The organism is Arthrobacter sp. B0427-1-12 (assembly GCF_059092905.1).
Map to the genome: position 1 here is coordinate 13,591 of NZ_JBNHIC010000028.1, position 20,126 is coordinate 33,716.

The window sequence follows — 20,126 nt, forward strand, 5'->3', positions numbered from 1 at the left end:
GCATGAGCACGCGGCTGGCGATCGTCTCCGATACCCATCTGCCCAAGCGTGCCAAGTCGCTGCCCGCCCAGGTGTGGGAGGCGGTGGAGGCGGCGGACGCCGTCGTCCATGCCGGCGACTGGGTGGACGAGGCGACGCTGGACGAATTCGAGCAGCGATCGAGCCGCCTGATCGCCTGCTACGGCAACAATGACGGCCCGGAACTGCGGCGGCGGCTGCCCGAGGTGGCCCGTGCGGAGCTCGACGGCGTCCGGCTGGCCGTGGTGCACGAGACCGGCTCCGCGCAGGGGCGGGAGCAGCGGATGGATGCCCGGTATCCGGACGTGGACGTCCTGGTCTTCGGGCACAGCCACATTCCGTGGGACACGGTGACTCCGGCGGGCCTGCGGCTGCTGAATCCCGGGTCTCCAACGGACCGCCGCCGCCAGCCCTACTGCTCCTACATGACCGCGGTCGTAGAGAACGGCAGCATTGAGGCCGAACTGCACCTGCTGGGCTAGCGGCCAGGACAGTGGCCAGCATATGGACTTTTCCCGCCGTCCATGATGCGGACGGCTTTGTCCGGGGTCTGGACCCCGGCGCTACAATTGATGGGTCGATTTTTCGTTTCAGACCCCCTGGCCCCACGAGCGGGCAGGGACCCATAGTGAAAGCTGTATCCAACATGTCATCAGCGGCACCAGTCAAACCGACTGCGCCTGGGGCGCCGGCGAATTCGCGCGGACGCGTCATCGTAGCCAGCCTTATTGGCACCTCGATCGAGTTCTACGATTTCTACGTCTACGCCACCGCGGCCGTCCTGGTCTTCCCGGCGTTGTTCTTCCCGAACACGGAAGGCATTTATGCCCTTCTGAGCTCCTTCGCGGTCTTCGGTGTGGCGTTCATCGCGCGCCCGGTCGGTTCCATTGTCTTCGGCCACTTCGGCGACAAGTTCGGCCGCAAGGGCACGCTGGTGGCTTCGCTGCTGACCATGGGCATCGCAACCTTCCTCATCGGCTGCCTGCCCACCGCGAAGGTTGAGGGCTGGGCCTTCTGGGCGCCGGCGCTGCTGGTGCTGATGCGCTTCGCGCAGGGCCTGGCGCTGGGCGGCGAGTGGAGCGGCGCGGCACTGCTGGCCACCGAAAACGCACCGGCCAACAAGCGCGCCATCTACGGCACCTTCCCGCAGCTGGGTGCCCCGATCGGCTTCATCCTTGCCAACACCCTTTTCCTGATTCTGAGCATCAACCTGGACAACGACGCCTTCATGGCCTGGGGCTGGCGCATTCCGTTCCTGGCCAGCGCGGTCATGGTGATCATCGGCCTGTGGGTCCGCCTGAAGCTGGTGGAAACCCCGGCCTTCCAGAAGGTCGTGGACAAGGGCGAGGTCACCAAGCTGCCCTTCGGCCGCATGCTCAAGACCAGCTGGCGGCAGCTCATCCTGGGCACGTTCATCATGCTGGCCACCTACGTGCTCTTCTACCTGATGACCACGTTCACCCTGTCCTACGGCACCGCCGCCCGGACTGAGGAAGAGGCTGCTGCCAAGGCTGAAGCCGCGGGCAAGGCCTTCGACCCGTCCACCTTCACGGAGGGCCTGGGCTACGCCCGCAACGACTTCCTGCTGATGCTGATCGTGGGCGTCGTATTCTTCGGCATCTTCACCCTGGTCGCCGGTCCGCTGGCGGAGAAGTATGGCCGCCGCAAGACCCTGCTCTGGGTCACCGCCGGCATTTTCATCTTCGGCTTCCTGTGGGTCCCGCTGTTCGACGGCGGTTTCGCAGGCACCATGGCCCACCTGATCCTCGGCTTCACGCTGATGGGCCTGACCTTCGGCCCCATGGGCGCGATCCTGCCCGAGCTGTTCCCCACGAACGTCCGGTACACCGGTTCGGCCGTGGCCTACAACTTCTCCTCCATCCTGGGCGCGGCCGTGGCACCGTTCATCGCCGTTGCCCTGTGGCAGGCCGCCGGCGGCAGCACGTTCCTGGTGGGCGTGTACCTCAGCGCTGCCGCCGTGCTGACCCTGGTCGCCCTGTTCCTGAGCAAGGAGACCAAGAACGTGGACTACGAGAACCAGAGCAGCTAGAACTCCAGACGCAGCAGGGGCCGGACTTCCGTGGAAGTCCGGCCCCTGGCGCTTAATACCCGCGGGGTTGCGGGCGGGGTGCAGGCGGTCAGTCCGCGATGGTGGCCACTACGGCGCCCGCCGAGACGGTGTCGCCGGGGGAGGTGGACAGGCCGGAGACTGTGCCGGCGCGGTGCGCGGTCAGCGGCTGTTCCATCTTCATGGCTTCAAGCACGACGACGAGATCGCCTTCCGCGACCACGTCACCGTTGGCTACGGCCACCTTCACGATCGTGCCCTGCATCGGCGAGGCCAGGTCATTGCCAGTGGCTGCGGCGGGGGCCGAGCTGCGTCCGCGCTTCTTCGTCTTGCCTGCCTTGCCCGGTTTGCCGGACCCTGCGGCCGCGCCGGACGCAGCGGCGCCCACGCCCAGGCCTGCGGGCAGCGTGACCTCCAGCCGTTTGCCGCCCACCTCGACGGTCACGCGCTGCCGCTCGTCGGCGTCGTCCGTTTCAGTGGTGCCGCCAGGCACCCAGGCGGGCAGGTCGTTGACGAACTCGGTTTCGATCCAGCGGGTGTGGACCGAGAACGGGCCCTCCGCGGGGGCGAAGGCCGGATCGGCAACCACGGCCTCGTGGAACGGGACAACAGTGGGCATGCCGTCGATCCGCAGTTCGGCCAGCGCGCGGCGGGAGCGCTGCAGCGCCTGCTCGCGGGAAGCGCCGGTGACGATCAGCTTGGCCAGCATCGAGTCGAAGTTGCCGCTGATGACCTCGCCGGCTTCGATCCCGGAGTCCACGCGGATGCCCGGGCCGGCGGGAAGCCTGATGGCTTCGACCGTCCCGGGGGCGGGCATGAAGTTGCGGCCCGGGTCCTCGCCGTTGATGCGGAATTCGAACGAATGGCCGCGGATTTCCGGGTCGTCGTAGCCCAGGGCCTCGCCGCGGGCCAGCCGGAACTGCTCGCGGACCAGGTCGATTCCGGTGACTTCCTCGGACACGCAGTGCTCCACCTGCAGGCGGGTGTTGACCTCCAGGAAGGAGATCGTTCCATCCTGGCCGACCAGGAATTCACAGGTGCCCGCGCCCAGGTAACCGGCTTCCTTCAGGATGGCCTTGGAGGATTCGTAGAGCCGCTTGTTCTGCTCCTCCGTCAGGAACGGCGCGGGCGCCTCCTCGACGAGCTTCTGGTTGCGCCGCTGCAGCGAGCAGTCGCGGGTGGAGACCACCACCACGTTGCCGTGCGCGTCCGCCAGGCACTGGGTCTCCACATGGCGGGGTGCGTCCAGGAAGCGCTCGATGAAGCACTCGCCGCGGCCGAACGCGGCGGTGGCCTCGCGGACGGCGGATTCGTAGAGATCGGGGACTTCCTCGCGGGTGCGCGCGACCTTGATGCCGCGGCCGCCGCCGCCGAAGGCCGCCTTGATGGCAACCGGAAGGCCGAATTCGTCCGCGAAGCGGAGGACCTCGCCGGCGTCCTTGACCGGATCCGCAGTGCCGGGAACTAGGGGAGCGCCGACTTTTTCGGCGATGTGGCGGGCGCGGACCTTGTCGCCCAGCGCGGAGATGGCCTCGGGCGACGGGCCAATCCAGGTGATGCCGGCGTCGATCACGCGCTGCGCAAATTCGGCGTTTTCGGCCAGGAAACCGTAGCCGGGGTGGACGGCGTCCGCACCGGAGCGGACGGCCACTTCGAGGAGCTTGTCCATGACCAGGTAGGACTGGGCTGCGGTGGTGCCGCCCAGCGCATAGGCCTCGTCCGCCAGCCGGACGTGCAGGGCGTCGCGGTCCGGATCCGCGTAGACGGCTACGGAAGCGATGCCTTCGTCCCGGGCTGCGCGGATGACACGGACGGCGATTTCGCCGCGGTTGGCAACCAGCACTTTGGTGATGCTGGGTGTAAAGGACTCAGGGTTGGTCACTATGGCTCCTTCTTATCTCAGGCGAGCCTAACGCTATTTTGAAGGTTTCGCCCATGATCCACGCGGTGGTTGCGTGTTGCCGCCTGAATATTTGTAGGAAAGCTACAACGACGGCGGAGGTCGCCTTTTGCGCCCGGGTGCGGGAGCCTACTGCCAGAGATCGGTGATTTGGACGTCGGCGTGGGCCAGCAACTGGCGGAGGGTGGAGACACTCAGGCCGACGACGGTGTGCGGGTCGCCGTCGACCTTGGTGATGAAGGCCCCGCCCAGGCTGTCGATGGTGAACGAGCCGGCGACGTGCAGCGGCTCCCCGGTGGCAATGTACGCGTCGATCTCGGCGTCCGTCATATCCGCGAAGTAGACGGCGGCGTTGGCGACGGCTCCCACAGTTGCGCCGGTGCCGAACTCCTCGATCGCGTCCGTGTCCGCGGCGGTTTCGGTGGCTTTGACGGCCGAGCCGGTGGCGCCGTCGTGCTCCGCGCTGTCCAGCGGCTCGGCCTCCGGGTCTTCGTCCTCGAACTCCGCTTCCGTGGGGCGGCAGTCGATCAGCCAGTGGCCGGTGTGCAGGATCCCGTTGTTGTTGCGCATGCGGCGGATACGCTCCCGCGCGACCTCCGGCGTATACGGCTTGCCGTGGGCCTGGCCCTCGAACTCGAAGACCGAATCGCAGCCAAGGACCAGTGCTCCCTCTGCCTCCGGCAGCGCGGCCACGGCCTCGGCCTTGGCGCGGGCCAGCAGCAGGGCGGTGTCATGGGGGTCCGTGACGCCGTACTTGGCGGTGACCGCGTCCTCGTCGACATCGGAGACCAGCACGGCATGGGCGATGCCGGCGTCGGACAGGAGCTTGGTGCGGGCGGGGGAGGCGGAGGCGAGGATCAGCTTGGTCACGTCCTCTAGCGTATGCGACGTGCCGGACGGATGAAGACGTACGACGGCGGCCCCCGGCCTGGGAGCCGCCGTCGGGACGCTCGCTAGGCCCTGGCGTCCTCCAGCTCCCGCTCCGGCTCAGTTCCAGCCGCCGGCGCGGCGGCCAGCTTGGCGCCCTCGACATCCACATCGGGCAGGATCCGGTCCAGCCAGCGCGGAAGCCACCAGGCCGACTTGCCCAGCAGATGCATCGCCGCCGGGATGATGGTCATCCGCACCACGAACGCATCCACCAGCACGCCCAACGCCAGGCCGAACCCGATCGGCCGGACCATGGTCAGGTGGGAGAAGATGAAGCCTGCGAAGACCGAGGTCATGATGATCGCCGCGGCCGTGACCACCTTGGCCCCGTGGCTGAAGCCGGTGCGGACGGCGGTCCTCGCGTCCTCGCCCTGCGCGTAGGATTCGCGCATGCCGGAGACCAGGAACACCTGGTAGTCCATCGCCAGGCCGAAGAGTACGCCGATCAGGATGATCGGCAGGAAGCTCAGCACGGCCGCCGGATTGTGGACTTCAAAGATTTCGCCCAGCCAGCCCCACTGGTAGACCGCGACGACGGCGCCGAAGCTGGCCGCGAGTGAGAGCAGGAAGCCGCCGGTGGCCAGGACCGGCACCAGGATGGACCGGAACACCAGCAGGAGCAGCACCAGGGACAGCCCGACCACGATCCCCAGATACAGCGGCATGGCCTCCGTCAGCTTCCCGGACACATCCACATTGGCCGCCGTCTGCCCTGTGAGACCGATTTCGACGCCGGTGGCCTCCTTCACGTCGTCCGCCTCCGCCCGCAGGTCCGCGACAACCTGCTCGGTGCTGGCGCTGGCGGGACCCTCGGCCGGGATGACCTGGAAGACCACGGTCCGGCCGTCGTCGCTCACGGCAGCGGGCAGCGCCGCGGGCACGTTCTCCACCGCGCGCAGGCGGTCCGCGACGTCGTACTGCAGGTTCTCCGACTCGGCGGGATCCAGCCCGGCAGGCAGTTCGCCGACCACCACGATCGGCCCGTTGATGCCCTCGCCGAACGCTTCGCCCATCAGGCTGTACGCCTGGTAGGCGGTGGAATCCTCGGGTTCGGACCCACCGTCGGGCAGCGCCACGCGCAGCTGGGCGGCCGGAAGCGCGACGGCGGCCAGCGCCAGGACGCTGACGGCCAGGGTCGCGACGGGGTGCTTGGTGACGAAGGCGCCCCAGCCGCGCGCGGCGCGGGTCCGGTCTGCGGCAGCCTTGGCCGCCTGCGTGCCGGCACCCCCGGCCGCACGGGCTTTGGCCCAGGCCCGCCGGGAGACCAGCCGGGTCCCGATCAGCCCCAGCAGCGCCGGAGTCAGGGTCAGGGCCACGATCACGGCGACGGCCACGGTGGCGGCGCCCGCCAGCCCCAAGACGGTGAGGAACGGCAGGCCCGGAACCGCCAGCGCAGCCAGCGCGATGACGACCGTCAGTCCGGCGAAGAGCACCGAATTGCCGCTGGTGCCCGTGGCGCGCGCAATGGATTCGCCCATCGGCATGCCCTGCAGCACCTGCGTGCGGTGCCGGTTGACGATGAACAGCGAGTAGTCGATGCCCACGGCCAGCCCCAGCATCAGCGCCAGCATGGGGGAGATGGAGGTCATCTCGATGACGCCGGTCAGCGCGAAGGTGCCGCCGACGCCCACGGCGACGCCGATGATGGCCATCAGCAGCGGCAGCCCGGCGGCCACCAGCGTGCCGAGCATCAGCAGCAGCACCAGCGCGGCGACCGCCACGCCGATAAGCTCGGCGGTGCCAAAGATCTGGGAGACGTCCTCGGTGATGTCCTTGCTGAAGTGGATTTCGACGCCGGCCTCCGCCGCCTCGTTCACCGTAGCCTGGACCTCCTGCCGGACCTCGGGCGTGATGGCGTTGATGGATTCGGTGAACTGCACCTGGCTCAGGGCCACCTGGCCGTCGCCGGCGGGTTCGGAGACGAAGCGCATCTCCGCGGCCGCCTCCAGCTTGCGCTCCGCCAGTGCGAGCGCTTCTTCGTTGGCGACGATTTCGCGGGCGCCGGCGTCGAGCTGTTCGCGCCCGGCGTCCAGCTGGGCCTGGGCCTGCTCCAGTCCGGGCATACCGGCCGCCGCGGCAGCAGCCAGCTGGGCCTGCTGCGCCTCCAGCGCCTGCTGGCCTGCGGCGAGCTCGGCCTTGCCGGCCTCGAGCCGGGCCCGGCTGTCGGCAGCCTGGGCGGCGCCGGCGTTGAGCTGGGCCTGTGTATCGAAGGGGTTGAGGACGGACTGGACGTCCGGCAGCTGGGCGAGGCTGTCCAGCGCCTGCCGGATGGCATCTTCCTCCGGGGCCGTGAAGTCCGTGCCATCGGACCGGAAGACGATCGCCCCTGTGCCGCCGGCCGCTTCCGGCAGATCCTGCTGCAATTGGTCCAGGACGCGCTGGGTCTCGGTCCCCGGGATCGTGAAGTTGTTGGTCATGGTGCCGTGGAAGGCGGCTGCCGCGCCGCCCACGCCCAGGGCCAGGGCCGTCCAGAACGCGACGACCCACCAGCGGCGGCGGTAACAGAACTGTCCGAGTTTGTAGAGGAGGGAGGCCATGGATGCTAACCGTTCTCGAGAAGGGTTGGTGGCGGTGGTGGATTCAGCGCGCGAAACCGTGGCGCAGGTGGCCCATCACATCGATGAGCAATTGCCGCAGGACGGCGAGGGATTCGGCACTGACATCGTTCCCGCGGCGGCGGAACCATTCAGCCAGGGCGGCCTGGCCGCAGGAGAGCACCGAGCCCACGAGCGCGCTGATGTACAGCGGGTCATTGTTGGCGCCCGGGCGCTGCCGGATGGCGTCGACGATCTTTTCTGAGCAGTTGTCCCACGCTTCCAGTTGGAAGCGGTACATCTGGGGATTGTTGACCGCGATGCCGTACACCTCCGCCATGGTGGCCAGGTGCATCGGATCAGCCAGCGCGATCAGGGCCTGCTGTGCCGATTCGACCAGCGGTTCGTCCGCCGGACGGGAATGGAACTGGGCCAGCGCGGTGTCCAGGAAGCTTTCGGTGGAAACGGCCAGGGCCGCCTCGGGGCTGGGGAAGTAGTTGAAGAAGGTTCGCCGGGAGACGCCGGCCGCGCCGGCAATGTCATCGACGGTGAATTGGCCCATGCCCCTGGAGCGGACAAGGGCCAAGGTGGCCTCCGCGATGGCGCGGCGGGTCGCCGCCTTGTTGAGCTCGCGCCGGGACACGCCGTCGGGAACCTCCGGTGTCAAAGTCACCGTCTTACACTAAGTGCAATTGCACTGAGTGCAAGTTAAAGCTTGCGGTGCCGACAGGCCTGCTGGGTGCGGATCGAACCGGTACGGGCACGGGAAAGGGGGCGCACCTCGGTGGTGCGCCCCCTTGGTTCCGAATTATGGCCGACTGGAGTTCCTGAAGCGCAGGGCGATGGCCTCGGGGTCCAGCACGCCGCCAACCGGAGTCGCCTCGACTATGGACTTCAGCAGTGCTTCCAGCGCCATTGCGGCTTCGTCCCGTGTGAATCCCTCGAGCAGCGGCAACATCCGCGGCGAAGCGATGGTCTGGAAGTCGATCGCATAGGTATCGCCCCCGGCCCCCTCGGACTGGTCCCTGATTTCAAAAGCGGCGATCGTGGCGACATTCAGCGCTGCCGCGCCGTTGTCAATCTTCAGGAAAGTGGCCATGTGTTGATCCTTTCGGTGGATTCAGGGGTTCAGGCTGCTGCCGCAGCCAGGCCGGGCAGGCCGAAGCGGCGCCGCCAGTCGGAGGGCACCAGGCGGACGAATTCGCGGTTGCTTGACATGAATTTCCGGATGGCGGGGCAGAACGGCAGCGCCGCCACCCGCCGGCGGCGCGTTGACCCCAGGGCGTGGCTGATCAGGATGTCCTCCACGCCGCGGCCCTGGAAATGGGGCAGGATCTCGGTCCGCAGGAACCAGATTCCGCGGTCGTGGGTGCGGTAGCGGACGAAGCCGGCCAGCTCGCCCTCTTCGTAGATTTCGAGCCGGGATGCTGCGTGGTTGTTCAGAACGGTGGGCATGGGCTCCTCCTGGTGTGCGTCAGTACTGCCTGGGTCGGGTGGCCTAATAGTAAGCACACTTATTGTCGCCCGTCATATCGAACGCAGGACGCCGACCCACCGGCGGGCGATCTGTGACCATCCCGGAGGCAGGCCGGCGTCTTGGAAGAGCAACCGTCCGCTAGGACATTGCGTTGGCTAGGACCTTGTGCCGGCCGGCACCTTGGCCGCACCGGCATCGCGGACGCTGGTGCCGTCGTCGTTCGCTGCGGTTTCCGCAACGTCGTCGGCGAAGGGATCGCCGGTACGCGCTGCGTTGTACAGCCCCAGGTCCAGGATGCCCTGGCGCCGGGCAACGATCGTCGGGACCACGGTCTGGCCCGCGACGTTGACCGCGGTGCGGCCCATGTCCAGGATCGGATCGATCGCCAGCAGCAGGCCCACGCCCTCCAGTGGCAGCCCCAGGGTGGACAGCGTGAGGGTCAGCATGACCGTCGCGCCGGTGGTGCCGGCGGTCGCGGCGGAACCGAGGACCGCGACGACGGCAACCAGCAGGTAGTCGGCGATGCTCAGCTCAATGCCGAAGAACTGGGCCACGAAGATCGCGGCGATGGCCGGGTAGATCGAGGCGCAGCCGTCCATCTTGGTGGTGGACCCCAGCGGCACGGCGAAGGCGGTGTAGGCGCGGGGCACGCCGAGGTTCCGCTCGGTCACCCGCTGCGTCAGCGGCATGGTGCCCATGGAGGAGCGGGACACGAATGCCAGCTGGATGGCCGGCCAGGCGCCGGAGAACCACTGCTTGATGGACAGCCCATGGGCGCGGATCAGCACCGGGTAGACCACGAAGAGCACCAGTGCCAGGCCGGCGTAGATGGCGACCGTGAACATGCTCAGCGAGCCGATGGTGTCCCAGCCGTAGGTGGCCACAGCCTTGCCGATCAGGCCCACGGTGCCGATCGGAGCCAGGCGGATGATCCACCACAGCACCTTCTGGATCACGGCCAGGGCGGAGGCATTGAGCTTGAGGAACGGTTCGGCCGGCGCGCCCACCTTCAGGGCGGCGATGCCGACGGCGATGGAGATCACCAGGATCTGCAGGACGTTGAAGCTCACGCTGGTGGTGACGGCCCCGGACTCCGCGACCTTGCTGGCGGCCTCCAGGCCCAGGAAGTTGGACGGGAACAGGCCGGTCAGGAACGCCCACCAGTCGCCGGTCCGTCCGGTGTAGGCATCGGGGGCCTCACCGGAGGCGGTGGCACCCGGCTGCAGCACCAGGCCCAGTCCCAGGCCGATGACCACGGCAATGAAGGCCGTGATGGCGAACCACAGCAGCGTCTGCCAGGCCAGCTTCGCGGCGTTGGCCACCGCGCGCAGGTTGGCGATGGAGCTGACGACGGCGGTGAAGATCAGCGGCACCACGGCGGCCTTCAGCAGCGACACGTAGCTGGAGCCGATGGTGGTCAGCGTGGCGGTGAGCCAATTCGGTTCACCGTTTGCATCACCCAGGGATTTGGCGACGAGTCCGAGGCCCAGCCCGACGACCAGGGCGGCGATGATCTGCGGTCCGAAGGATGTGGCCCAGCGTGGCAGGGAACGGCCGGTTTTGGCCTGCGTTGAGGAAGTCACTCCAAGACTGTAGGTGAACACTGCTAGCAGATTGGAGCGGAGATTACGAAATATGAAGGATGGCGTCCGAGGGCGGGCCGTTGCCTTGGGCGCTCATAGCGCGCCATTCCGCGGCTGTGCAGGTTTATTCCCGGCCCAATTGTGACGAACCTCCACTTGGTCCCGGTGGTTGAGGGAGGCGCGCCAGGACCTCGCTCAACCACCGGGGGGTCAGCCGAGCAGTGCGCGGCGCAGGGTGTCGAGGCCGACCGAACCCAGGTTCAGTGCCCTGGAGTGGAAGCTCCTGAGATTGAACTCCTGGCCTTCGCGCTCCTTGACCTCGTCCCGGATCTGCTCCCAGAGCCGCTGGCCGATCTTGTAGGCCGGTGCCTGCCCCGGCCAGCCGAGGTAGCGCGTGAACTCGAACTTGAGCTGGCCTTCGCTGATGGCGATGTTCTGCCGCAGGAACTCATAGCCCTTCTCCGGAGTCCAGGTGCCGCTGCCCCAGCGCGCCGGGACCGGCAGGCCAAGATGGACGCCGATGTCGAATACCACCCGCGCAGCCCGCATCCGCTGGGCATCCAGCATGCCCAGCCGGTCCCCGGGATCCTTGAGATAGCCGAGCTGCTCCATCAGCCGTTCTGCGTACAGGGCCCAGCCTTCACCGTGGCCGGAGACCCAGCAGACATTGCGGCGCCAGTTGTTCAGCAGGTGGCGCCGGAAGGTTGCCGTTGCCACCTGCAGGTGGTGGCCGGGCACGCCCTCGTGGTAGACCGTCGTCGTTTCCTTCCAGGTCGTGAAGGTGTCCTCGCCCTCCGGGACGGACCACCACATGCGCCCGGGGCGGGAGAAATCATCGCTGGGCCCGGTGTAGTAGATGCCGCCTTCATTGGTGGGCGCAATGCGGCATTCGAGCACGCGCATGATGTCCGGGATGTCGAAATGGGTGTCGGCCAAGTCCGTGATCGCCTGGTCGGAAAGATCCTGCATCCACTCCCGCAGCGCTTCGGTGCCATGCAGCTGGCGCCCGGGATCCTCGTCCAGGGCCTTCATGGCTTCCTCGATGGACGCGCCCTCCCTGATCTGGTTGGCCACTTCCTCCTGTTCGGCGATGATCCGGTCCAGCTCCTCGACGCCCCACTGGTAGGTCTCCTCAAGGTCCACGGCGGACCCGAGGAATACCCGCGACATCAGGGCATAGCGTTCGCGGCCCACGGCATCTGCTTCCGGTGCATGCGGCAGCAGCTCGTCCTGCAGAAAGGCGGCCAAGTGGCGGTACGCCGTCCTGGCGGCCTCGGCGCCGGCGCGCAGCTCGGCTTTGAGCTCCGCGGGGAGGGCATGTTCCGTTTGCCGGCCGCCCGCCGTAGTTTCGGCCTGGGCCGCCAGGTTGTCGAAGAAGCCGCCGTCCGCGGTGAAGCGGTTGGCCTGCTCGACGACGGCGTTCACCTGTCGGGCAGCGGCCACCAGGCCGCGGGACTGTCCCTCGCGCAGGGAAGTGATGTAGCCGCTGATGGCATCGGGAACGTTGGCCAACCGCCCGGCGATATGGCTCCAGTGTTCCGCCGTGTCCGTGGGCATCAGGTCGAAGATTTCACGGATTTCCTGCGCCGGCGAAGCAATGTTGTTGAGCATGGACAGATCCAGTCCAGTTTCGTGGATCTCCAGTTCCAGTCCAAGGCGCTCGCGCATCGCGTCCAGGGTGACCCGGTCCACCGTGTCCATCGGCGCCAGGTCCTCGAGCCGGCCCAGCGTCTCGCGGGCTGCCTCCGCCATGGCCTCGAAGCCGGCGGGGGAGTAGTCCCGGTATTCCGTCTCACGGCCCGGCAAGCCAAGAACGGTGGCGAATCCGGGGTCCAGTTCCAGCAGTTCGCCGGTGTAGGCATTGGCTACTTCGTCGATGATGGACGGCTGCCGGGGCACGTCCCCGGGCAGCGCGAGGCCCCGAAGCGGGAACGGATCAATATCGTCGGCAGGTGTCTCGTTGCTCACAGGCCGAGCTTACCGGAAGGTGTGCCGCCAGGCTCCGGGGCCGTGCGGCCGGAAGGGCCGCAGCAGTTCGCTCCGCCGGACGGTGCGGCGGCGGACACCCGGTGCCGCCGCCGGCTCCCCGGCCTGCAAGGCAAGTACGACGGCGGTCAGCGCCGCCAGTTCCTCGTCCGTCGGATTGCCGCGGGTCACGGAGAACAGCGGTGCCGCGCCGGCCGCGGCCTCCGGACCCGCCGCAGCTGCTTCCGCGGCTTGCCGGCGGACAGGGCCGCGGGCCGGCTGCGGATCCGCAGAGGCGGGCGGCTCCTGCAAGGCGGGTGCCGGCGTTGTGCGTGGTAGTGCCAGTGCTGTGCTCATAGCGGAATGTTTCCGTGCTTCTTGTGGGGCATGGTGGCGCGCTTTTCATGCAGGGCGCGCAGGCCGCGCACTATCTGGACGCGCGTCTCGGACGGGGCGATCACGGCGTCGACATAGCCGAGCTCGGCAGCCTGGTAGGGATTCAGCAGTTCCTCTTCGTACTGGGCGATGAAGCCCTGGCGGACCGCATCGACGTCGGCTCCGGTGTCGGCCGCGGCGACCAGTTCGCGGCGGTAGAGGATGTTCACCGCGCCCTGGGCGCCCATCACGCCGATCTGGGCGGTCGGCCACGCAATGTTGATGTCGGCGCCCAGCTTCTTGGAGCCCATCACGATGTACGCTCCGCCGTAGGCTTTGCGCGTGATGACCGTCAGCTTCGGCACGGTGGCCTCGGCGTAGGCGTAGAGAAGCTTGGCGCCGCGGCGGATGATGCCGTTGAATTCCTGGTCCTTGCCCGGCAGGAAGCCCGGCACGTCCACGAGGGTCAGGATCGGAATGTTGAAGGCGTCGCAGTGGCGCACGAACCGGGCCGCCTTCTCCGAGGCGTTGATGTCGAGTGTCCCGGCGAACTGCAGCGGCTGGTTCGCGACGACACCGACGGTGTGGCCCTCGACCCGGCCGTAGCCGATGATGACATTCGGCGCGTAGAGTGCCTGCATTTCCAGGAAATTGCCGTCGTCGACTATGGCCTCGATGACGGTGCGCATGTCATAGGGCTGGTTGGCGGAATCAGGCACCAGGGCGTCGAGCGCCAGATCATCCTCGTTGACCCCGAGGTCCTCCGCGAAGTCGGTCCGGGGCGCCTCGCTGAGGTTGTTGGAGGGCAGGAAGTCCAGGAGCTCACGGACGAATTCGATGGCGTCCTGCTCATCGACGGCCAGGTAGGTGGACGTTCCGGTGGTGGCATTGTGCTGCCGGGCGCCGCCGAGCGTCTCCATGTCCACATCTTCGCCGGTCACCGTCTTGATGACATCGGGGCCGGTGATGAACATATGCGACGTCTTGTCCACCATCACGACGTAGTCGGTCAGCGCCGGGGAGTAGGCCGCACCGCCGGCGGACGGGCCCATGATCAGCGAAATCTGCGGGATGACGCCGGAGGCATGCACGTTATTCCGGAAGATGTCCGCGAACATGGCCAGCGATGCCACACCTTCCTGGATCCGCGCGCCGCCGCCGTCCAGGATGCCGATCACCGGGCAGCCGTTGCGCAGGGCGAATTCCTGCACCTTGACGATCTTCTCGCCGTTGACCTGGCTCAGCGAGCCGCCGTAGACGGTGAAGTCCTGGCTGTAGACCGCGACCGGCCGGCCGTCGACCGTCCCGTAGCCGGAGACGAGGCCGTCGCCGAGGGGCTTCTTCTTTTCCATGCCGAACGCCGTTGACCGGTGGATGGCCAGGGCGTCGAACTCCACGAAGGAATCCGGATCCAGAAGCAGTTCGATGCGCTCGCGGGCGGTGTGCTTGCCCCGGGCATGCTGCTTATCGACGGCTTCGGCGCCCGAAGGGAACAGGGATTGAGCCTGCCGGCGGCGGAAATCCGCAAGCTTGCCGGCCGTTGTCTGCAGATCAATGATTTGATCCTGGTCAATGCTCAATTAGCTCTCCGGAGGGATCGGCGACATGGGGTCCTGCGCGACGTCCTGGGTGCTTAAGTAGGTTTCGCACAAAAAGACGGGCGTTCCATCAAGTCTAATGAGCCAAACACCCCTGACTGCTGTAGGGATCCTACAATTTCGTACCCGACACCTTAGCTGGGAGGCTGTTGTTACCCGTGGGTAACAGTGCGTGGACATTTCGACTATTCTGGGGCAATGACTTCCAGCAAGGACGCTTCGTCATCGATTGATCACCGCCCGGCTCCGGCCCGGAATCCTGCCCCGCTCCCTGCCCGGACGCTTTCCGGACGGACGGTTCTGATGTCCGGCGGAAGCCGCGGGATCGGCCTCGCCATTGCACTGCGCGCCGCGCGCGACGGCGCCAATGTGGTGCTCCTGGCCAAGACCAGCGAACCGCATCCCAAGCTTGAAGGCACCATCCATACCGCGGCGGAACAGATTGAGGCGGCCGGCGGCAAGGCGCTGCCGGTGGTGGGCGATGTGAGGAACGACGGCGATGTGGCCGCCGCCGTCGAAGCGGCCGTTGAGCGCTTCGGCGGGATCGACATTGTGGTGAACAACGCTTCTGCCATCGATCTGTCCTCGACCTCCGAGGTGACGATGAAGAGCTACGACCTGATGGCGGACATCAATACGCGCGGCACGTTCATGCTGTCCAAGTTTTCGCTTCCGGCGCTGCGGCGTTCGGATAATCCGCACATCCTCACGCTCTCCCCGCCGCTCAACCTCGCGCCGTACTGGGCCGGCCGGCACCTGGCCTACACGATGGCGAAATACGGGATGAGCCTGACCACCCTTGGGTTGGCGGAGGAACTGAAGCCGGACGGCATCGCCGTGAACTCGCTCTGGCCGCGGACGCTGATCAACACCGCGGCCATCCGTAACCTGCCCGGCGGCGAGCAAGCGGTGCGGGGTGCGCGCGGGGCGGAGATTGTGGCGGACGCGGCGCACGCCCTGCTCACCCGGCCCAGCCGGTCCGTGACCGGCCACTTCTACACGGATGAGGAAGTGCTGTCCGAGGAAGGCGTGGAGGACTTCAGCCGCTACAGCCCGGGGGTGCCGGAGAGCTCCCTGGTCCCGGATATTTTTCTCTAGAGATTTTTCTGCTCTAAGTATTTTCTGTAAGGCCCAGCCGCCATTAGTTGGCTTTCGGCTCGGCCAACTCCTCGTCTGAATCGACCTTGTCTGAATCATCCTTGGCGTCGGCCTGTCCGGCAGTGCGCTCATCGGTGTCTGCTTCTGCCTCTTCGGCTGCGGCGCGTCCGGCCTCGGTCTTTTCTTCGGCGGCTGCCTTTTCTTCGGCTTCTGCCTCCTCGGCTTCCTCGGCTTCTGCCTCGTCGGCTGCGGCGCGTTCGGCCTTGGTCTTTTCTTCGGCGAGCCGTTCGGCTTCGGCTTCCTTGGCTTCTGCCTCGTCGGCTGCGGCGCGTTCGGCCTTGGCCTTTTCCTCAGCGAGCCGTTCGGCTTCGGCCTTTTCTCCGGTCAGCTGCTTGGCCCTCGCCTCGGCTTCCTGCTGAGCTATCCGCGCTTCTTGAGCCGGGTCGCCGGCAGCTGTCGGCGACCCCGAAAACGGGATTCTTGAGGTTGGCGCTACCGGCAGCAAGGCCCCATCCGCCTTGTCTTCGGCGTCTTTGGCCGTCCTTCCGGCGATTCCGGTTGAGGCCTCCGCTGCGTCTTCCGCCGCGTTGGCTTCCCGGTCCTCATCGTCGTCGTCCCGGTCCTGGTTTCCGTTGCCCGTGCCGGCATTCTCGCTGGGGTCGGAGTTTCCGCCCGGGCTGCGGCTGTTTCCAGGTCCACTGTTGTTTCCGGGTTCCTGCACGTTTGGAGCCGACGGACTAACTACGTCGGCCGGGGCAAGGTTGATCGGTTCCTGTGCGTCGCCCTCATCGTCGCCGTCTCCGTTACCGGCATTGTCGTTGTCGGCGATTCTGGTTGAGGCCTCGGCTGCGTCTTCCGCCGCGTTGGCTTCCCGGTCCTCATCGTCGTCGTCCCGGTCCTGGCTTCTGTTGCCCGTGCCGGCATTCTCGCTGGGGCCGGAGTTGTCGCCCGGGCTGCGGTTGTTTCCGGGTTCCTGCAGGTTTGGAGCTGACGGACTAACTACGTCGGCCGGGGCAAGGCTGATCGGTTCCTGCGTGTCGCCGTATCCGTTACCGGCATTGTCGTTGTCGCCGTTGTCGTCATCGGGGCAGTCTAGTTCGTCGTCATCACCGGTGTTCCGGTCGCTGGCCTGGATCCGCTCGTCGTCATCCCGGTCCTTATTCCGGTCCCTATCGCCGTCACGGTCCCTATCGGTAGCGGCATCGGCATCGTCGTCCCGATCCCGATCCCCGTCGCGGTCATCGTCGTCCCGATCCCGGTCCCCGTCGTCCGAATCCCCGTCGTCCGAATCTCCGTCGTCGTCGCCGCCGCCGTCGCCGTTGTCTTCGTCGTCTTCTTCGCCAGCGGACGCGTCGCGGTCCTCGGCTTCCTCATCCAATGAGGAGTCGGAACGGGTTGACCCGGGGTTGACCAGGCCGAGGGCGGAGGCGGCCGGTTCTTCATCGGCGCTGTGCAAGGCTCCGGAGGTTACCCCGCCAGCGACAATAAGTCCGGCGACAGTAGCTGATCCGATGATGAATTTGCTCTTGTTCTGCATCTTGCTGCTCCTTGGAACTGAGGGAGGTTCCATATCCTCTAGTTCGAGGCACTGGATGCGCCCACCGAATCGCTCCGGCCTGCACAACCGAGCATTCGCCGTCGTCGGTTCTTTGCCCTTGTCCTATTTGTTGCAGTTTGTCCTTGGGGAAACGTTGACTGCTCCGTGCCGGACGGGAGGACCGGGAAGGCCGGTCCTCTCCCTGCCGGGTCCTCTGCCTGCGTAAGATCGTTCCTATGAGCCCGCGCTATTCCAGCTTAGAACGTCCCGGATTGAATCCGAAGAGTCTTCGTGACGGACTGTGTGCTCCGGCGGGTTCTTTCGCACGGGTGGACGTCGTGGGGACAACTGGGTCCACGAACGCCGATCTGGCCCGGCTGGCCGTCGAGGCGCCGGGGTCGTGGCCGGATCTGAGCGTCCTGACCACGGAGGTCCAGACGGCTGGGCGCGGCCGCCTCGACCGGCCGTGGACCGCACCGGAACGATCATCGATTTTTGTCAGCGTGCTGCTTCGTCCGCTGAACCGCAGCGGCCGACCGCTTCCGCCGCAGTCATATTCCTGGCTCTCGCTGATATCGGCCCTGGCTCTTGTCGAGGCCGTTGCGGACCGAGCCGAAGTGCAGGCTGACATCAAGTGGCCCAACGATGTCCAGGTGGACGGCCGGAAACTGGCGGGAATTTTGGCCCAGCTGGTGACCGGCGGCGCTGAGGCGCCCGCCGTCGTCGTTGGTACCGGCCTGAATGTGAGCCTGTCCGAAGCCGAACTGCCGGTGCCGACCGCCACCAGCCTGGCGCTCAGCGATGCTGCGACGACGGATCGGAATGTCCTACTCAAGGCCTATCTGCGGACGTTCGCCGAACTGTACCGGCGTTTCTGCATGGTCGACGGCGATGCACGCGCCGTGTGGACGGATGGCAGCACCCTGTCGGGACGGATTGCGGAACGGATGGTTACCCTCGGCCAGCAGGTCCGGGCGCAGCTGCCGGGCGGGGGAGTGCTCGAGGGGCTGGCGACGGGGCTCGACGCGGACGGCGCACTGCTGCTCACTGATGCGACGGGCGCACAGCACACTGTGAGCGCGGGCGACATCGTCCATCTGCGCCCCGCATGATGCTTCACCCGATGATGCGTTCCCCGAAAAGATTCGACGGGACCGTCCCGTGCGCCTGAAACTCGCACCCGGTGAACGGGTGATTGTGGCCAGCCGGAAACAGGCGAGGGGCCTGCTGGGGCCGTTCATCTTCTTCCTGCTGATGCTGGCTGCGTTGTTTTTCGGCCTGGGCTGGCTGAACCGCAACGGCGCTGCCCTGCCGTCATGGTCTGCGGAGTGGGTGCCGGTGCTGCCCCCAGCAATGATGGTGGTTGCAGGGGTGCTGATCCTGCGGTTTTCCGCCCGGCCGCTGCTTCGATGGCTGAACACCTGCTACATCCTCACCAGCCGGCGGCTGATAGTCCGCCGCGGTTGGTCCCGCAAGCAGTGGCAGGAAAACCTGCTGGTGGGCGTGTACCAGGTCCGCACCCGGCAGAGCCTACTGCAGCGTCTGCTGCGCAGCGGCACCTTGACCGTGGATCTGGGGTACGGCCGGACGGTGTCTTTTACCGACGTCCCGGAGGTGGAAAGATTCAAGGCATTCATCCTGGCCTCCATCGAGCGTCTGCCGCAGACTGCCATGTTCGATGGCGTAGATATGGATGGTGGCCAGGCGATGGACACCTATGGATGGGAGGGTCAATGAACGGTGAAAGCCCGGAGCAGGAGTACGGCGTGACCGGAGCCGGCCAGCCGGCCGGGTCCACGCAGGACCCTGCAACCGGCGCGATGCCCGTCGTCGACCCCCCTGCGCAGCAGCCCCCCGAAGCCAGCCAGCCGGCGTCGTCCGACCTGCCGCTGATGTCCGACGTACCGGCGGAATCGATCGTCCCGCTCATCCCGGAAACCCCGGATTCGATGATCGGAGCGGACCGCGGGGCCATCCGCGCCTTGGAGAAGGAACTGCTTGGGGGCGAACGTACGCTCAAGCGGCGCGAGGTGGCCGCCGGTGCGGGCGTCTCCCTCATGTCGGCCCGGAAGTTGTGGCGCGCCCTGGGTTTTCCGAATCTGGGCGACGACGACGTGTTCTTCACCTTCGGCGACCAGGATGCTCTGGAGACGATCATCGAGCAGGTGCGCGAGGGTCGCCTGACCGAGGACGCGGCGATTTCCCTGACCAGGTCGATCGGCCAGATGACGGACCGCATGGTCGTCTGGCAGATCGAGGCCATGGTCGAGGACATGGTGATCAATCGCGGCATCCCGGACGCCGAAGCCCGCAAGGCGCTGGTGGCGAATCTTCCGGACCTGATCAAGCCGCTCGAGGAGACCCTGGTCTATGCGTGGCGCCGGCAGATGAATGCCGCCGTGCAACGGCTGGTGCTGCGGGCCGAAGCGGGACTGGCGGCCAGCGCCGAGGGACGCGCCGGCGGCGAGGGCGACGAACCGCTGCCGCTGGCCCGCGCAGTGGGTTTCGCCGACCTGGTCTCCTATACCAGCCTCTCACGCCGGATGAATGAGAAGACCCTGGCGCAGCTGGTGCAGCGGTTCGAGAACAAGTGCGCCGAAATCATCTCGGTGGGCGGCGGCCGGCTGGTCAAGACCGTCGGCGACGAAGTGCTGTTCAACGCCGAAACACCGGAAGCAGGTGCTGAAATCTCGCTGGCCCTGGCCAAGACATTCAACGAGGACGAGCTGCTGCCGCAGGCGAGGGTGGCCATGGTCTACGGCCGGATTCTGTCCCGGCTCGGTGATATTTACGGTCCTACCGTGAATCTGGCGGCCAGGCTGACGTCGCTGGCGCAGCCGGGCACCGTCCTGGTGGATACGACGACGGCCGCCCGCCTGGCGCTCGACGACCGCTTTGTGCTGGAGCCGCAGGAGGTCCGTTCCGTCCGCGGCTTCGGCGATGTCCAGCCGGTGAGGCTCTCCCGCGGCGCCGGGGAAGGCCTGGTCCTGGACTGATTCCGCGGAGCGGCGCCGCGCACAATGGGGAGAACTCCCCATCCCTG

At 66.9% G+C, this 20,126-nt stretch carries 17 protein-coding genes; 6 read left to right on the top strand and 11 right to left on the bottom strand.

Annotated features, from left to right (window positions below; genetic code table 11):
- Positions 1–2: 2 nt before the first annotated feature.
- Both AC5RWU_RS15935 and AC5RWU_RS15940 read left to right on the top strand, forming a co-directional pair.
- A complete protein-coding gene (locus AC5RWU_RS15935; RefSeq protein ID WP_494028884.1) occupies positions 3–500 on the top strand; it encodes a metallophosphoesterase family protein in 498 nt (165 codons plus the stop codon).
- Between the two features lie 164 nt (positions 501–664).
- Positions 665–2,068 (top strand): MFS transporter, encoded by a 1,404-nt coding sequence (locus AC5RWU_RS15940; RefSeq protein ID WP_494028909.1) that lies wholly within the window; start codon positions 665–667, stop codon positions 2,066–2,068.
- Positions 2,069–2,156: 88 nt separating this feature from the next.
- On the opposite strand, the gene AC5RWU_RS15945 is transcribed toward AC5RWU_RS15940, so the two are convergent.
- The 10 genes from AC5RWU_RS15945 to AC5RWU_RS15990 form a co-directional block, all read right to left on the bottom strand.
- Positions 2,157–3,968, bottom strand: coding sequence for an acetyl/propionyl/methylcrotonyl-CoA carboxylase subunit alpha (locus AC5RWU_RS15945; protein WP_494028883.1), 1,812 nt, complete (start codon positions 3,966–3,968; stop codon positions 2,157–2,159).
- Positions 3,969–4,115: 147 nt separating this feature from the next.
- Complete coding sequence (locus AC5RWU_RS15950) at positions 4,116–4,856, bottom strand: Maf family protein (RefSeq protein WP_494028882.1); 741 nt, start codon at positions 4,854–4,856, stop codon at positions 4,116–4,118.
- Positions 4,857–4,939: 83 nt separating this feature from the next.
- Positions 4,940–7,453 (bottom strand): MMPL family transporter, encoded by a 2,514-nt coding sequence (locus AC5RWU_RS15955; protein WP_494028881.1) that lies wholly within the window; start codon positions 7,451–7,453, stop codon positions 4,940–4,942.
- A gap of 43 nt (positions 7,454–7,496) precedes the next feature.
- The gene (locus AC5RWU_RS15960; RefSeq protein ID WP_494028880.1) at positions 7,497–8,123 is read right to left on the bottom strand and encodes a TetR family transcriptional regulator; all 627 of its coding nucleotides are present in this window, start codon (positions 8,121–8,123) and stop codon (positions 7,497–7,499) included.
- Positions 8,124–8,258: 135 nt separating this feature from the next.
- Positions 8,259–8,549 carry a hypothetical protein gene (locus tag AC5RWU_RS15965; protein WP_494028879.1) on the bottom strand — a complete coding sequence of 97 codons (291 nt, stop codon included), beginning with the start codon at positions 8,547–8,549 and terminating at the stop codon, positions 8,259–8,261.
- Between the two features lie 29 nt (positions 8,550–8,578).
- A complete protein-coding gene (locus AC5RWU_RS15970; protein ID WP_494028878.1) occupies positions 8,579–8,962 on the bottom strand; it encodes a GNAT family N-acetyltransferase in 384 nt (127 codons plus the stop codon).
- Positions 8,963–9,082: 120 nt separating this feature from the next.
- On the bottom strand, positions 9,083–10,510 hold the full coding sequence (locus tag AC5RWU_RS15975) for a dicarboxylate/amino acid:cation symporter (protein WP_494028877.1): 1,428 nt from the start codon (positions 10,508–10,510) through the stop codon (positions 9,083–9,085).
- Between the two features lie 210 nt (positions 10,511–10,720).
- On the bottom strand, positions 10,721–12,421 hold the full coding sequence (locus AC5RWU_RS15980; RefSeq protein WP_494028908.1) for a DUF885 domain-containing protein: 1,701 nt from the start codon (positions 12,419–12,421) through the stop codon (positions 10,721–10,723).
- A gap of 66 nt (positions 12,422–12,487) precedes the next feature.
- Positions 12,488–12,832 (bottom strand): acyl-CoA carboxylase subunit epsilon, encoded by a 345-nt coding sequence (locus tag AC5RWU_RS15985; protein WP_494028876.1) that lies wholly within the window; start codon positions 12,830–12,832, stop codon positions 12,488–12,490.
- Entirely contained in the window at positions 12,829–14,424 is a 1,596-nt protein-coding gene (locus AC5RWU_RS15990) for an acyl-CoA carboxylase subunit beta (protein ID WP_494028907.1), read from the bottom strand. The genes AC5RWU_RS15985 and AC5RWU_RS15990 overlap by 4 nt, the downstream gene beginning before the upstream one ends.
- A gap of 222 nt (positions 14,425–14,646) precedes the next feature.
- On the opposite strand from AC5RWU_RS15990, the gene AC5RWU_RS15995 reads away from it, so the two are divergent.
- The gene (locus AC5RWU_RS15995) at positions 14,647–15,546 is read left to right on the top strand and encodes an SDR family oxidoreductase (protein WP_494028875.1); all 900 of its coding nucleotides are present in this window, start codon (positions 14,647–14,649) and stop codon (positions 15,544–15,546) included.
- A 43-nt stretch (positions 15,547–15,589) separates the two neighbouring features.
- On the opposite strand, the gene AC5RWU_RS16000 is transcribed toward AC5RWU_RS15995, so the two are convergent.
- Positions 15,590–17,083: a hypothetical protein gene (locus AC5RWU_RS16000; RefSeq protein ID WP_494028874.1), complete on the bottom strand. Its 1,494-nt coding sequence runs from the start codon at positions 17,081–17,083 to the stop codon at positions 15,590–15,592.
- A 338-nt stretch (positions 17,084–17,421) separates the two neighbouring features.
- Here AC5RWU_RS16000 and AC5RWU_RS16005 point away from each other — a divergent pair, with 338 nt between their 5' ends.
- The 3 genes from AC5RWU_RS16005 to AC5RWU_RS16015 are packed head-to-tail and all read left to right on the top strand — an operon-like array spanning position 17,422 to position 20,079.
- A complete protein-coding gene (locus AC5RWU_RS16005) occupies positions 17,422–18,195 on the top strand; it encodes a biotin--[acetyl-CoA-carboxylase] ligase (protein WP_494028873.1) in 774 nt (257 codons plus the stop codon).
- Positions 18,196–18,244: 49 nt separating this feature from the next.
- The gene (locus AC5RWU_RS16010; protein WP_494028872.1) at positions 18,245–18,820 is read left to right on the top strand and encodes a PH domain-containing protein; all 576 of its coding nucleotides are present in this window, start codon (positions 18,245–18,247) and stop codon (positions 18,818–18,820) included.
- Positions 18,817–20,079 (top strand): adenylate/guanylate cyclase domain-containing protein, encoded by a 1,263-nt coding sequence (locus tag AC5RWU_RS16015; RefSeq protein ID WP_494028871.1) that lies wholly within the window; start codon positions 18,817–18,819, stop codon positions 20,077–20,079. Before AC5RWU_RS16010 ends, AC5RWU_RS16015 begins: the two co-directional genes overlap by 4 nt.
- Positions 20,080–20,126: the final 47 nt, after the last annotated feature.

Bases quoted from the DNA above. Each gene is read 5' to 3' on its own strand.
- AC5RWU_RS15985 (WP_494028876.1), bottom strand. From the start codon at position 12,832: ATGAGCACAGCACTGGCACTACCACGCACAACGCCGGCACCCGCCTTG.
- AC5RWU_RS16015 (WP_494028871.1), top strand. From the start codon at position 18,817: ATGAACGGTGAAAGCCCGGAGCAGGAGTACGGCGTGACCGGAGCCGGC.
- AC5RWU_RS15955 (WP_494028881.1), bottom strand. From the start codon at position 7,453: ATGGCCTCCCTCCTCTACAAACTCGGACAGTTCTGTTACCGCCGCCGC.
- AC5RWU_RS15935 (WP_494028884.1), top strand. From the start codon at position 3: ATGAGCACGCGGCTGGCGATCGTCTCCGATACCCATCTGCCCAAGCGT.
- AC5RWU_RS15965 (WP_494028879.1), bottom strand. From the start codon at position 8,549: ATGGCCACTTTCCTGAAGATTGACAACGGCGCGGCAGCGCTGAATGTC.
- AC5RWU_RS16000 (WP_494028874.1), bottom strand. From the start codon at position 17,083: ATGCAGAACAAGAGCAAATTCATCATCGGATCAGCTACTGTCGCCGGA.
- AC5RWU_RS15940 (WP_494028909.1), top strand. From the start codon at position 665: ATGTCATCAGCGGCACCAGTCAAACCGACTGCGCCTGGGGCGCCGGCG.
- AC5RWU_RS15995 (WP_494028875.1), top strand. From the start codon at position 14,647: ATGACTTCCAGCAAGGACGCTTCGTCATCGATTGATCACCGCCCGGCT.